Source organism: Rhodococcus sp. (in: high G+C Gram-positive bacteria) (assembly GCF_049286785.1).
GTDB lineage: Bacteria > Actinomycetota > Actinomycetes > Mycobacteriales > Mycobacteriaceae > Rhodococcus_F.
Genome location: NZ_JBAQEO010000550.1, coordinates 1 through 13220, shown reverse-complemented (window position 1 = coordinate 13220; position 13220 = coordinate 1). Strand labels below are relative to the sequence as shown.

12 protein-coding genes and 1 pseudogene are annotated in these 13220 nt (G+C 66.5%); 1 reads left to right on the top strand and 12 read right to left on the bottom strand.

The window, feature by feature from the left end:
- The first annotated feature begins 341 nt into the window (after nucleotides 1-341).
- The gene (locus tag WAW17_RS19830; protein WP_422334630.1) at nucleotides 342-1379 is read left to right on the top strand and encodes a hypothetical protein; all 1038 of its coding nucleotides are present in this window, start codon (nucleotides 342-344) and stop codon (nucleotides 1377-1379) included.
- Between the two features lie 284 nt (nucleotides 1380-1663).
- On the opposite strand, the gene WAW17_RS19825 is transcribed toward WAW17_RS19830, so the two are convergent.
- From WAW17_RS19825 to WAW17_RS19770, 12 genes and pseudogenes are all read right to left on the bottom strand, one after another.
- The gene (locus tag WAW17_RS19825; protein WP_422334629.1) at nucleotides 1664-2488 is read right to left on the bottom strand and encodes a hypothetical protein; all 825 of its coding nucleotides are present in this window, start codon (nucleotides 2486-2488) and stop codon (nucleotides 1664-1666) included.
- A gap of 37 nt (nucleotides 2489-2525) precedes the next feature.
- Nucleotides 2526-3449 (bottom strand): hypothetical protein, encoded by a 924-nt coding sequence (locus tag WAW17_RS19820; protein ID WP_422334628.1) that lies wholly within the window; start codon nucleotides 3447-3449, stop codon nucleotides 2526-2528.
- A 20-nt stretch (nucleotides 3450-3469) separates the two neighbouring features.
- Nucleotides 3470-4135, bottom strand: a complete 666-nt coding sequence (locus WAW17_RS19815) for a DUF4913 domain-containing protein (protein ID WP_422334627.1) — start codon at nucleotides 4133-4135, stop codon at nucleotides 3470-3472.
- On the bottom strand, nucleotides 4132-5919 hold the full coding sequence (locus tag WAW17_RS19810; RefSeq protein ID WP_422334626.1) for a type IV secretory system conjugative DNA transfer family protein: 1788 nt from the start codon (nucleotides 5917-5919) through the stop codon (nucleotides 4132-4134). The genes WAW17_RS19815 and WAW17_RS19810 overlap by 4 nt, the downstream gene beginning before the upstream one ends.
- Nucleotides 5912-6283 (bottom strand): hypothetical protein, encoded by a 372-nt coding sequence (locus WAW17_RS19805; RefSeq protein ID WP_422334625.1) that lies wholly within the window; start codon nucleotides 6281-6283, stop codon nucleotides 5912-5914. Before WAW17_RS19805 ends, WAW17_RS19810 begins: the two co-directional genes overlap by 8 nt.
- Before the next feature lie 97 nt (nucleotides 6284-6380).
- Nucleotides 6381-6980: a hypothetical protein gene (locus tag WAW17_RS19800; protein ID WP_422334624.1), complete on the bottom strand. Its 600-nt coding sequence runs from the start codon at nucleotides 6978-6980 to the stop codon at nucleotides 6381-6383.
- A 51-nt stretch (nucleotides 6981-7031) separates the two neighbouring features.
- Nucleotides 7032-7415, bottom strand: a complete 384-nt coding sequence (locus WAW17_RS19795) for a hypothetical protein (protein ID WP_422334623.1) — start codon at nucleotides 7413-7415, stop codon at nucleotides 7032-7034.
- A gap of 2 nt (nucleotides 7416-7417) precedes the next feature.
- Nucleotides 7418-9127, bottom strand: coding sequence for a peptidoglycan DD-metalloendopeptidase family protein (locus tag WAW17_RS19790; protein ID WP_422334622.1), 1710 nt, complete (start codon nucleotides 9125-9127; stop codon nucleotides 7418-7420).
- Nucleotides 9128-9134: 7 nt separating this feature from the next.
- The gene (locus WAW17_RS19785; RefSeq protein WP_422334621.1) at nucleotides 9135-9437 is read right to left on the bottom strand and encodes a transposase; all 303 of its coding nucleotides are present in this window, start codon (nucleotides 9435-9437) and stop codon (nucleotides 9135-9137) included.
- The gene (locus tag WAW17_RS19780) at nucleotides 9434-11110 is read right to left on the bottom strand and encodes a hypothetical protein (RefSeq protein WP_422334620.1); all 1677 of its coding nucleotides are present in this window, start codon (nucleotides 11108-11110) and stop codon (nucleotides 9434-9436) included. Before WAW17_RS19780 ends, WAW17_RS19785 begins: the two co-directional genes overlap by 4 nt.
- A gap of 19 nt (nucleotides 11111-11129) precedes the next feature.
- A complete protein-coding gene (locus WAW17_RS19775; protein ID WP_422334619.1) occupies nucleotides 11130-12626 on the bottom strand; it encodes an SCO6880 family protein in 1497 nt (498 codons plus the stop codon).
- Nucleotides 12627-12964: 338 nt separating this feature from the next.
- A pseudogene (locus WAW17_RS19770) lies at nucleotides 12965-13220 on the bottom strand (hypothetical protein); the annotation flags it as partial.

Sequence of the window (13220 nt, the reverse complement as noted above, 5' to 3'; positions counted from 1 at the left end):
AAGTCCTATTCTTCCACTACGACAGGGCATTTCGCCTTTATGACACTCTCAGCCGCTCATACCAATCGGTGCTTCCAGGCTAACTGAGGGCACCGTCGGCACCATGGAAACCTCTGAAACAGCCCCGTTCATCATCGGCATGGTGATCGGTGGTGCCGTGCTCGGCGGGCGTGTGGGCGCGGTCGGTGCCGCGTTCGGATGGCGACTCGGACGTCACCGGTGACTTCGCATTCTTGGTCAGACGGAACCGAAAACTCCATGCCGACGTCGCGTCCGGTCGCTCGCCACCTGGTCAGCGATCGCCTTTTCGACGCCCAGCTGTGCAACGCGGAGGAGTTCCTGTGACCGGATGGGTCGAAATGCTGGTGACCATGGCCGACGGGCCGAAGCAGCCGGTGCAGGGCGTGGTCGTCCCGTACCGCCACTCCGACGAACGTTGGCGCTTCTCCTACGGCTCGTACGGTGAAGACCCTGTCCTGCCGCGTCTTCGGCCTGGCGGCGTCCGCCTGTATCGCTGGGGACGCCAGTCGCGGATTGAGTCGATGGAGGGGGACCTGCTGTTCGTGAGCGATGGCGACACCGCTTGGTTCTTCACGTCCGATCCACACCGGCCGCGCTGCACCGCACTCCGCAACGTGCAGTTCAAAGGGCCTGGCCGGGAGCTGGTCATCACCCGGCCCGTCAGTCACTGGGTCGGGGACCACCACGCCCGCCCGACCGGCCCGGTGACTGATCTGGATTGCCTCGGTCGCCGCTGCTGGTCGGTGGATCTGGCGCCGCGCGAGAGCAGGGCGATGCCCCGTCCGTCGCTGCGTCTGGTCGTCGACGCCGACAGCGGTGCCGTCCTGGAACAGCATTCCGGTGACGGGGTCACCGGTGCCGCGTTCGCGGACGTCACTGTGGGCTCGCCCATCGATCCGGCACTGTTCACCTGGGACGGTCCGGTCGTCACCGACCTCGAATCACGCGCTCTCGCCGGCAAGGGTCCCTCTCATCAGTGGGACGAGTCGATGCAGTGGTTTCGCGAGAACATCACCGCCGAACCGATACGGGTGCCGGTACTGATGGACTTCACCCCGCCACTGGTCGACCTGACAGATCGAGAATCCGGAGCTTTCTCCGCTCCGCTTGGACCGAACCTCTGTGGAGGTCACAGCGCGGGCTGGCTAATCAGGCGACTACGTTCAAAGGAACCGTGGAAGGTGAAGACCCATGGATACCAGGTCGCCTGGTCTACCGAGGACTTCGACTGGGCATGCCACATCTCCCGGGGCACCCTCGACGCGGCCGCGATCGCGGTCCTCCAGCAGCAACTACACCCAGGCGATCCTGTCGTCGGCACACCGGAACTCGTCTTCGGCGGCTCGGACGGCCCCTGAGGTGAGACCGCAAGCGGAACCCTGACCGGTGTGTTCCGGAAGCGGTCCCGCGACCGGAACTCCCTGAGCTGGCGCGTTCCCGTTTGACTCGTCCGGTGATGATTTTGCTTTCGGGGCGTCAATCGGGACACCCCGAACGATCTGGAGCTGGGCATTCGCGGGCGCCGTTTGCAGGCCGGACGGGAACGGGTGCCGTTTGGGAGATGCAGAAGCGAGGGTGCCCCGGAGTGTCCACCCTCGCTTCGTGTCGGTGCGACAGCTGCGTCAGGTCAGTCGCTTCATGCTTACCGGCCGGTCATCGTCCGCTCGGCAGACTTACCACGCCTGCTTCGGCCCTTGCGGGCCTTGGGATGGCTGCCTGTGCCGGTGACCGACTCGACTGGGTGCCGGGCCTGGTCGAGGTCGGCGCGCATGCGGGTGGCGACTTCTTCTTCGTCGATGCCGGCGGCTCTCATCTGGTCGACGTCCCCGCCGCGTCGTTCGGCGGAGTCGTAGTCGTGTTCGGCCACCGAGCGCAGCGAATCACCGCCAGGTGCCTGCGGTTCGACGTCTTCGCCGTTCGTCTCGTTGCGCTCGGTCTCATCGGAGCGTTCAGCATCCGCCCGCTCGGCCTCGGCGAGAATCTCACTGGCCGTCATGGTGTCGGCGTGGGCGCGTCCGCGCTCGTCGGAGGCGCGGGCTTGTCTGTTCTCGGCATCGCGCAGCAGGGAGTCGACGATCGTCTCGTCCGCCCCCGGAGCGTCCACGTTGATGCCATACCGTTTGGCGGTTTCGGCGCGGATCCGTTCCGCCGCTTCCGATGCGACCTGGGAGTGTTCCTTCCACGCTTGTGCGTGCTGCCACTGGTCGGCGATCTCGCCGGGCTGTGCGCGGTTCCACCACTGGTCATCGAACGAGGCACGCAGATACGCTTCGGCGCCCGCGCGGTTGGTCTCGAGCCGTTGTGCGAGTTCGCGGGTGCGTTCGGCTGATTCGCTGCGCGCCTGCTCGAGTTCACGCTCACGGTTGCGAGCTATCTTCTCGGCGATGCGGGAGGCCAGTTGCAGTGCGACTCGAATCATGGCGTTGACTTCGTGGTTTGCCGAGTCGACTTCGGGGCCTTCGGACATGTGGTTCTCCTTACCGTTGTTCGTGTGGCGGGCGTGGTTACAGGCCGAGGCTGTGGTTCTGGGTGGGTGCGGTGCCGCGGTTGCGGGGCGGTGCGGGCTGGTTCACCGAGACGAGCACGGACCGGGCAGGGGCCGGGAAGTCGCTCGCGGCTAACCGTGCGGCGGCGTGAGCGTCGTGTTGGGCACCGATTCCGGGGTCGACATTGAGGTCGGTGGTCGGTTCGCCTGCGAGTTCGGCGACGGTGTTCTCGGCGCGGTCGACGGCGCCGAGAAGGGCCTGCCGTTGCTGTGGGGTGAGGGTGGGGTGTTCGGTGAGGTCGCGGACGGTGTCGAGCATGGCGGCGGAGTGTTGGCGAAGCGATTTCATGTCCAGGTCCGGGTCTGTGCGGGCGGCGGCGTCGATTTGGGCTTCGCTGTGTCCAGCGCCGCGAGCGCGGTCTTTCGCGCGGTCGATCTCTCCGGCGAGGTGACGTTCGAGGGACTCATGCTGTCTGACCCAGCTTTCGCCCATGTCGCTACTCGGTGACGACTGGCGGGCGTCGTAGACGTTTTGGGCGGACCAGGTGACGTCGCGTAGTTCCGGCGAGAACGGTTGGTGGACGGGTGAGTGCGGGTTCCTGAGCTCGGGGAGGATGTCGTTGGCATGGGTGGTGAGGATCTCCCAGGCGCGGGAGTACGGCGGCCGCAGCTTGTCGAGCTCAGGGTGTACGCGGTCGATGTCTCGGGGGCCGGCCGCGAAGATCACCTGTGTGCGTGGGGTGTCGTCGCGGGTGAGGACCACGTCGACCCGGGATGCGTCGGCGATCCGCGCTGCGTGGAGTGCTTGGTGGAGGGCTTCGAGTGCGGCGGCCTGTGAGGTGTGCTGGGTGGTGGAGTTGCCGCGCGGGCGGTTGTACGGGTCGGTGGCGCGGAAGTAGCGGCAGGTGGCGGTGTAAATGCCGTCGTCGTCGTGCATTCCCATGGGGTTTCCTTTCCCTGGTGCTAGAGGTCGCGGGTGTCCGGGAACATCCCGGCAGGGGCCGGGTCGGTCGGCAGCGGCGCGATGGCGTTGTCCGCTGCGTGGTGGCCGTGCGCGGCGCTGCACTTGCTGAATGGGCCGTCCGAGGACATCAGCACCTGCATGTGATGGTCGGCGTGGTCGCGCCACCACACGCTCATTCCGGTGGTGGGGTCGCGGCGGAAGTGTTCCCATGTGCGCCACAGCGCTTCGAGTCGGGAGATCGCTTCCTCGTGTCTCCACCATTGCGGGCACCATCGAATTTCCCGGTTGTCGATGACGTCGCGGCGGTAGCCGGGGGCCAGGCGTACGCGGACAAACTCTTCGGTCGACCCGAACACGGTGGTCGGAGGATTCTCCGCCTCCTCCGCTGCCTGGGCGGCCGCGACCAATTGCGTTTCCAGCTCGGCCGCGAGCCGACGCTGGGAGAGCTCTTCGATCCGCTGATAGATCTCGGGGGTGAGTAGTTCGGCGAGCTGGGTTTCCGCGATCGCGTTGATCTGCGTACTCAGCAACAACCCGGTGACCTGCTCGATCCGGGCGCTCAGTTCATCGGACACTGCGAGGGCATCGCCTGCACCGTGTCCGTCTGCCGGGGTGAGGTCCTCGTCGGGCGGTTCGGGCAGGTCGAATTCATCAAGGCTGGTCATACCGGTTGCGTCTCCTTCTGTTCGGAGTCGTCGGTGATGGTCACCGCGTCGGCCAGGGTTTTGTCTGCTTCGGGATCGTGGCGCTGGATCGATGCCCGCACCTGGTCGGCGTAGGGGCCTTCCCACCAGGGCACGGTCTTGACGAGGGTGGCCCGGTTCCCGGACGAGCGGACGATCGCGCGGCCGCGGGGTAGTTCTTCGAGTTCGGACTCGGTGAAGGTGGTGATTTTCGTGCGCTGACGTGAGGTGGAGCGGCCTCCGCGGCCGGAGGAGACCGATCCGCTGTATTCCCAGTGCTCCCCGATCGCGGTGGATAGCGATCTGAGGTAGTTGTCGTCGACGGCGACTTCGCAGCCGCCGCCGTAGACCTTCACGTTCGACGCCGAGTGCAGCATCCCCATGCCCTTGTTGCCCCACACTTCGGTGCCCTGGGCGTAGCTCTGCAGGATGGTCATGATCACGATCCCGCGGGAGCCGTAGTGGCTGTAGAGCTTCGGCAACTGGGTCCAGCGGACCACGTTCGCGGCTTCGTCGAGCGCGGCGAGTAGCGGCACCGGTAGCCGCCCACCCTTCGATCGGGTGGCCAGTTCCTCGGCCGCCTCGCAGATCGCGACGGTCAGTGCGGTCACCAGCGGGCCGGCGGACCCGTTGCCCTCACGGGAGAGCAGGTAGATGGTGTCGTTCGAGCGGACGAATTCGCGTGGATCGAAATGCGGTACCCGGTGGGTCTGGCCGTCGGTCGACACCCACGGCCGGATGGACTGCATCTTCAAGCAGCGGATCATCTTCCGGGCTGTGCCGAAGACACCGCCTCGCTGTTTCGCCGGAGCGTTGTACTGGCCACTGAGACCGGCTGTGTGCAGGTCGTAGCGGTGATTGCGGAGAATGTTGACCGGTTCGAGGTTCGTCTCATCGGTCACCCACGTGTACACCTGGGTGATCGGCTTCTTCGCGACCGCGGCCGCCAGAAACAGGCCGGTGAGCAGGTCCTGGCCTTCCGGGTCGAAGAATGAATCCTTCTTCGCGTCCAGGCCGTCGTCGCCGGCAGCGAAATGCGCGGCCAGGTCCGCGGCCCGGACCTCGTCGGTCACCCACGACAGCGGATCCCACCACCAGGTGTTCTCCCCGTCAGCGACCTTCTGCGGGTCGAAGATCCACACCTTCCCGCCCTTCGCCTCCCGCGGGTCGCGGGTGGCATCGACCACGTCCCGCTTGTTCGAGGTGGTCAACACAGCACCGGGCGCATCGAGGATCGCCGGAATCACCCGGGAGCTGCTCTTTCCCGAACGTGGACCCCAGATGTCGACGTGCATGTCCTCGTACTTGGCGTACAGGTTCTGCCCCGACAGCAGGTGCTTGCCGATCGGGACGCCCGGCGCCGCACCCTTGTCGAGGACGACGCCCAACCGGTCCGACTCCGTGCGGCACTGCTTTTCGGTCAGCGATCCCACGTCCCGCAACCGGCCCATGTGCTTGGCCTTGTCGTCGACGCGGGTGCGTTTGCCGCGGCTGCGGGCGACAAGCACCAGAATCACGAACGCCGCCGCCAGCACCACGACCGCGTACACCGCGGTGATCACCGTCGCAGCCCTCGACCACTCCAGATGGCCCTTCACCAGGTCGATCAGGACCACGGCCGGGTTCGCTGGCACCTCCTGATCGGTGCCATAGCGCAGCGCCAGCATCACGCCGCCACCCACCACCCCGACGACGGCCACAACCGCACCGATCAGATAAAGCTCTCGGGCCGAGTTCACCGGATCCTTCACACCACGCTCACTCATCGCGGTCCCCTTCCCGATTCCCGCGCGTCAGGTGGCGGTCGAGGTCGATCGGGATGGCCACGAGCGCGTGGTCCGCCGTGTTCACCACCGGCCGCCCCGCGGCCGTTTGTTCATGCAGTTCGCGGGCACGAGTGAAGACCGTTTCCACATCATTGCGGGCCCCGTCGTAGAACTCGGCCAAACGCACCGCGGCGTCGCACAAACCGAACCTGTCGAGCGTGAACACCGCTTCGAGGTCGGCGCAATCGGCAAGCCACCCGTCTATCCGGGATCTGTGCTGCTGCCTTGATCGGCTGTCGATCCACGCTGCCAGCGTCATCAGGGCCAACAGCCTCTCCGCCCGCTCCCCGTCCTTCGACCACACGGTTACTGCGCTCGGATCTATCGTCGCCGAACTCGTTGCCATCACTACTCCTCAATGTCATTACTGGTCGTTACTGCGAAACACCGTCCGAGGTCTGTCAGTGGACGGTCAGTGCGCTCACCCGCCACACCCCGAGGCGGGTAGCTGTCATGTAGACCGCCAACGTGGATTCATCGAGAACCGCCCCGCTGGGTGCGGTCGCGGTCTGTGTCACCGCCACTACTCGGGAGACCTTGGCAGGTGCATCGACAGGATGATCGTCGGCGGTCACTGCCGCACGAGCGGTCACCACCGCGTTCTCACTCGCCCACCGATCCCACTGCCCGCCCGTGATCGGTGCGAGCACCGTGAACGCCGGCTTGTTCTCGGTGTAGAACCGTTCATCGAGCAGCGGTGCTGCCCGCTCCGCGCCGGCGGCCTGGCTCGGGTCCGTCGCCGGCGTGTAGCTGAACAGGGCTTGCGCAGCAGCGACCATCACCGACTCCGGATCGTTCTGATCGACAGCGGCGAAGCGGTCCGGCAGCGGTGGTGGAGGTGGCGTCGTCAACACGCTCGTCGGGCCACCGGAATCCATCGGTTCGTGGCCGTGATCGCGATCGTCACCGTCGGAGCTGCCGCACCCGGCAACCGCTGTCATCACCACCAGTGCGGCGGCCACCATTCCGACTCGACGACGTGTCCGGACCTTCTTTGTCATTACACTTCCGATCTCTCATATCGATTCACGGACAACGGCTTTCGGTTCACATCACGGAGTGGGTCCGACACGACAATGGGCGAAATGTTGGGCGGCCGAGATGGTTTCGCCGATCTTTATCCGGTGGGCCGCGCACAGCGCGATCGTGTAGAAACCCGCGGCGAAAGCGGGGACCGCGAGGGTGAGGGAGTCGTCGGCGACCCATAGCAGCACCGGGACACCGGCGGCGGCGAGTGCGAATGTCCCGGCCCGATACACCCACTTCGTGAGTCGATGCTGCCGTTGCGACAGGACTAGCCGGACCAGCACCGAAGCGGACAGCACGATCAGGACGGCAACTCCGGACCAGACGACCTCGCGGACATCTCCATGGGGCTCGATCAGCACCCAGCTGCCGGGTGTCGGGTTTGGCAATGCGTACAGGGGTGTCCGCATGGCTACGGCCTTTCTTCTGGTGGGATGGCACCGACTGGTGGGATGGCACCGAATCGGCGGACGTACATTTCTTCGCCCGCCCAGTTCGACAGCGGCGAAATGGAGACGACACCGCCCGACTGCGGGGCGCCCAGAAGCATGTCCTGACCGTTCTGGACGCCGTGGTAGATGCCGACGTGGTGGGTATTTCCGCCGGATCCGAAGTAGATGAGGTCGCCAGGTTGCTTCTGGTCGAGCGGGATCTCCTGGCCGCGGGGGTCGTAGAGCTGGCCCGGATTCGAGTGGTCCCCGGTGAAGTGCGGCAGACTGATCTGACCGCCCGAGGCCTGGAACACGGCGTAGAGGGTCAGTCCGGAGCAGTCGAACCCGGTTTTGTCGAAGTCGCCGAAGCTGTCAGCCACGCCGCCGTCGCGGATGCCCTTGGTGGGTCCGCCCACGTCACCGCCGCCCCAGGTGTACTCGGTGCCGAGCCAGCGCGATGCTGCTTCGATGACCTTCTGCCCGAACGGGCCCGGTGCGAGCGGGCCGTGCTGGCTTCCGCCCGTGGGTGCGCACGCGTCGGGCAGGGTGCCGCCCGCGGCGACGGCGGTCGCCGCACCAGCTGTGGAGATCTGGGACAGCTCATCGGGGGTGAGTTCTTTGCTGGCACCTTTGAACTCGCCGTACATGATGCGGCCGGCCTCTTCCCACTGCGCATACGCCTCCGGGTGGGCCGAGGCCTGCACGGTCTGGGCGGCGAGAGTGACGGGCATCGACTCCCACCCGGAGACCTGGATAAGTGACTGGTAGAACTTCACGTTCGCGGTGATGGGGTTCATCAATTCCTCGACCGTTCCCCAGATGCCGACCTGCTGTTGGTACTGGTTGACCGACTTGTGGTCGCTGCCGACGCCGTCATGCGGGTAGTTCAACGACTCGGGGACCACGGAGCTGGCGAGCATGCGGTAGGTCGACTCGCGGCCGGCCGTGGCCAGAGCGACGAGGATGCCGCGCTCGGACACACCCATCGCTTCGCCGACCGCCACGACCTGCTTTGCGATGGCGAGCTGTCGGGCGTTGTAGATTCCGAGACCGGGCGCCGACGACGTGCCCTCCTCGGCCAGCTGCCCACCGCCGGAACCGGTGTCGGTGGTAGGTGCGGCTTGGCCGGGCTCTTGGGCCCTGTCGACCCAGGGAGCGGGGTCGAGCGCAGCGCCGACACCGTCGGGTAGGCGACCGCCGTCCCAGACCTCGAAGTGCAGGTGCGCACCGGTGGTGTCACCGGCGTTCCCGATACGGCCGATCTCCTGCCCGGCGGACACACGGTCACCGGCCTTGACCAGGACACCGTCGGCGAACATGTGCCCATAGACGGTCGAGTACACCTTCCCGTCGATCTGATGGTCGAGGACGATCCAGTTCCCGAACCCGTCCGCGGGCCCGGCAGCGATGACCCGGCCGTCGGTGAACGCGTAGATGGGAGTGCCGACCTCCCCGGCGAAGTCGACGCCCTTGTGCTCGGTCCCCCACCGCGGCCCGAACCCCGAGGTCAGGGTGGTCGGGCCGGTCTTGGTCGGTTTGACCAGTGATCCGGCCGGAGCGCTCGCCGCGTTGCCGCCGGGTCCGACCGGTGCTGGGCACTGGTTGTCGCTGTCGGAGGCGACGATGACCAGGAGCATCACGATCGCGACCATCACGGCCACGGCGGCGGCGACCAGCTTCTTGGTGTTCACCGCGCGATCAGTTCCGACCCGGCCGTGTCTGAAGCCGGACCGACAGGTCCGCGATTATCTCCGCCGCCGCGGCCAGGGCCGCGGAACGTTCCCGCAGTTCCCGCTCGAGATCACTGCGCGGCGATCGCGGACCTTCCGGGTGCGCTTGCACCCAGTTGCGCAGCGTGTTCGGGTGCACGCCGGTTGCCTCGGCGACGAGCTGGATCGCCCGCCACCGCGAGGAGACCTCGGTGTGCAGCTCGGCGACCTTTTCGACGGCGGCGGCCCGCAGTTCGGGTGAGACGCCCCGGTAGCGGCGCTGCGGGATCACGCGGCATCCTCCTGCGTGTCGGTGTCGGTGGCGGTGGTGTAGCGGGCGTTGGTGTTGTGGATTCCGGATTCGATTTCGGCGGCCGTGAAGATCACGTGCACCGGGATTCCGGGGGCGCGTTCGTCGTCACCGGTCTTGATCAGTACGTTTCCGGTGCCGGGAGGCGGTGGGACGGGTTGGCCCTCGCGGGGCTGATCCCCGGTCATCGGCGGCGGGGAGGACCACTTGGTGACCATGTCGGCTTCGGTGTCGGTGAAGGTGACCACACCGTCGAGGCGCTCGATTTCCTTCGGCGGGATCGGGCCGATGATCTTCACGCGGGCGCGTTCGAGGAATCCGACCGCGCGGGCGGTGGTGGCGCCATCGGCAGAGGTGGTCAGGTCAGCCATCGAGTGCGTGATCATCCACAGCCCGGTCGCGATCTGCCGGTTCAACCGGGTCAGCGCGTCGATCCGGTCGATCATGAAGGGGCCCAGACCGAGCACGTCCCAGATTTCGTCCATCACGGCTTCGAAAAAACGTTGCGGGCCCAGGCCTGCATCGAACAGGGCGTGCGCGGCGTCGATCAGCGCGAACCCGTCCGACCAGCACACCAGCATGACCGCCGCCCGCAGCTTCTTGTCTCCGTTGGGGATGTGTGAGACGTCGAACCCGATCGCCGGGTAGTGAAGGCTCAGTGGGTTGGTGGTCTGGCCGTTGAAGATGCGTGCGAACCGGCTCGTCGGGTTGACGAATGCGCGCAGTGAGCGGCGTAGTGGCCGCACAGCCTGGCGGTACTCCTCCATCCCGTCGGCGCCGGCGTCCTCGATGAGCTGCGGGTGTCCCTCGATGATCACCTCGAGTAAGTTCTCGAGCAGCGGTGGTTCGGCTGGTGTGAAGCCCTTCTCGTTGAACAGAATCCCGATGCCGGACTCGATGATCGACTCTTCCCAGTCCTCGAGGGCCTGTCCGCGTCGCAGTTCGAGCAGGGCGCAGGTGGTCTCGCTCTGGCGGCCGCGGAGTTCCTCGATCCAGCGCAGTTGCAGCTCCGGGAAGGGTGTGAGCATCGGGATGATCTGTCCGAGCGCACCGCCGGCGAGGGGGTTGATGTGCCCGAAGGCGTATCCGACGTCGACGACGGCGTCCTTACCGGAGACCTCCTCGACCAGCGCCCGGTAGTCGGGTTTCTTGTCGGCGAGGAACAGTGCGGTCACGTCCTGGGCGATCGCCCCGAGAATCACCTTGCGGACGAACGAGGACTTTCCGTAGCCGTTGAGGCCGAGGACGAATCCGACTGGGGCGGTGATGAAGCCGCGGAGGAACCAGTTGCGCAGGCCGAACGAGACCGGTGCGTGGGTGACCAGGTGGCTGCCGATGACCGGGCCGACCGCCGGGGCTCCCGCACCGACCGACCATGGCCAGAACGCACCCGCGGCGTGAACGCTCGTCGAGCGCAGCTCGGATTGTTTGCCGACCGACGCCGCGCGGCCGCCACCGGCGCCCTGGTACCCGCGGTCGGTGAGCTTCGGCCCGCCCTCGGTTTCGCTGGTTTCGCTGCGTTCGCGGGCTGCGGCGTTGCGGCGGCGGTTGTCGTCGGTGCGGACCTTGAACTTCGCCCACGCGCCGCCGATTCCTCCTGCGTAGACACGTGTCTGGTACTTCGCCCGCTTCTCGGGCGTCATGATCTCGAACATCAGTGATTCCGTCCTTCTCTCAGGCCGTCAGCACCGACGGCATCGACGCATGGTCAGGCAGTAGCACCCCGGTGCCGAGGGACGCCGCGAATGCGGCGTCCTGGAACCGGTAGCAGCGGCGCACATCGAGCTGGACCTGGACCGCCAGGTCGTTGATCAGCGCATCGATCCGGGGCATGTCGGCCTCGATCGGTTCGGTGATGGTGATCAACACACCGATACGGGTGGCACCGTGGCCACGGGCAAGTTCGTCGCGGGAGCGTTCAGCGAGTTCGACGTTGATCTGGGCAGCGGCCGAACCGACACCGCGGTTGCGGTTCTGGGCCGCGACGATCGCGTTGCGGTAGTCGTCGTCGATGATCTTGACCGCGTCCGCAGCGCGGTGCGGGCGGTAGACGATCGCGACCCGCTTGCGCGGCAGGTCCGGGTGCGGGGCAATCAGACGCCGCAGCGTCGATTCGTCAACGGCGCTCTTCGGGCCGGCGTCCATCAGCCAGGTGACCGACCTGCCGCCGTCGTGCCAGTACTCTTCCCATGTGTTCTCGTGCGAGATCGGACCGGCGTTGTCCCAGGTGATCCCGTGATCCTCGCCCAAGGCTTCGGCCCGCTCGATGTTCAACTGCGAGGCCGGGTCGAACGAGCGACGAACCACACCGGTGATCTCCGCGGCGCTCATCGGCCGCACCGCGACACCCGATGCCTCGATCGCGGCGCGGATGCCGGGGAGCCGGCGACCGATCTCGACCGCCTGCACACCCGGGTCCTTCTTGCGTTCCTCCGTCGTTGCAGCGAACGTGATCGCCACCCGCGCAGCGAGCTGCACCTCGTCACGGTGGAACTCGGTCGCACCCTGATATACGACCGCCTTCGCCAGCTCAGGAGCGTGCGGGGCGGTGATCACCCGGGCCTGGTTGAGTAAGGCATTGCCGGTCTCGGGAACGGTGTCGAGGACCGGGACGATCGCCTCGATGTCACTGGTCAGCCCGGCAGAAGCAAGGACGACACCCCACTCACCGACCCACTGGTTGACCAGTCCCCGGTCCACGGCCTCGTCGCCCTGCGGCCAGGCCCGCAGCACGACGGTGTACTGATTCGTCTTGGGCATGTGGATCATCCCGAACCGGTAACCAGCCGAGTCCTCGCCCTCGTACATCTTCGTCGGGGCCAGGACTCCGGGCAGGTGTGCTTTACCGCCGGGCATCTCGGAGAACAGACCACCGCGGTAGACGTTCTCTTTACGTCGGAGTGCGCCGAAGAACTGCATTGCCAGAAGGAACCTTTCGTATCCGGTGAGCCCGTGACGTTTGCGGACCACCGGAAGCACGGCCAGGAGAAGGACACCGCCGGTGATTGCGCCGGCCTTGACGCCCGCGCCCATCAACACGACGAGAGAGAGGATCAAAGTGCCGAGGACGAACCAGGTCACCGGCCCGGTCAGGCCCATGACGCCTTCGTTTCGGGGTTTGCGGCCGCCGAGATAGACCTGCGGGTCGCTGCTTGTCCGCGTCGCGCTCACCGCCGATCACCACCAGTGCGCGGCACAGAGATCGACGAGCGGTAAACGTCGCGGGTGGTACGCCGTGACCACCACCAACGCGGAGAGATGCGCACCCGCCACCAGGCCCGGCCGAGCCGATCACGCACCCGGTTCCGGTGGGCTACCGGCCGCAACACACCAGGTAGGTGGAGTTCGCGGCGCACAGAGGGTGCGAGCTGGATCCTGGAGTGGCGGAACTCGTTGGCCGTGGCGTACACAGCGCTGAATGAGTCCGTGCTCGGATTGTGGATGGTGCCGAATCTGATTCGCGGGTTCTCGCTGGTCATCGGTGTCTCTTCTCGTTGTCCGGGCAGGATTTATCGCGGGATGGTGTGGCGGCTGTTGGTCTGGGCGTAGTTGTCTCCGGCGAGGTCACCAGCCCCGCGGGTGGCGGATTGGCTCCCGCCTGCTGCGGCCGAGACCCATTTGCCGGCCTTTGCGCCACTGCCCTTCTTGGGTCCGCTGCCTCCAGCTGGCGATGAGGAGCGGGAGCGCTGGTCGCTGCGGCTCGGCGCGCTCGGGGACGGTGTTCCGCGGCTGCCGCCACCGCCGCCACGACCATTGCCGCCGCCG

Bases quoted from the DNA above. Each gene is read 5' to 3' on its own strand.
- WAW17_RS19825 (WP_422334629.1), bottom strand. From the start codon at position 2,488: ATGTCCGAAGGCCCCGAAGTCGACTCGGCAAACCACGAAGTCAACGCC.
- WAW17_RS19820 (WP_422334628.1), bottom strand. From the start codon at position 3,449: ATGGGAATGCACGACGACGACGGCATTTACACCGCCACCTGCCGCTAC.
- WAW17_RS19815 (WP_422334627.1), bottom strand. From the start codon at position 4,135: ATGACCAGCCTTGATGAATTCGACCTGCCCGAACCGCCCGACGAGGAC.
- WAW17_RS19810 (WP_422334626.1), bottom strand. From the start codon at position 5,919: ATGAGTGAGCGTGGTGTGAAGGATCCGGTGAACTCGGCCCGAGAGCTT.
- WAW17_RS19800 (WP_422334624.1), bottom strand. From the start codon at position 6,980: ATGACAAAGAAGGTCCGGACACGTCGTCGAGTCGGAATGGTGGCCGCC.
- WAW17_RS19795 (WP_422334623.1), bottom strand. From the start codon at position 7,415: ATGCGGACACCCCTGTACGCATTGCCAAACCCGACACCCGGCAGCTGG.
- WAW17_RS19780 (WP_422334620.1), bottom strand. From the start codon at position 11,110: ATGTTCGAGATCATGACGCCCGAGAAGCGGGCGAAGTACCAGACACGT.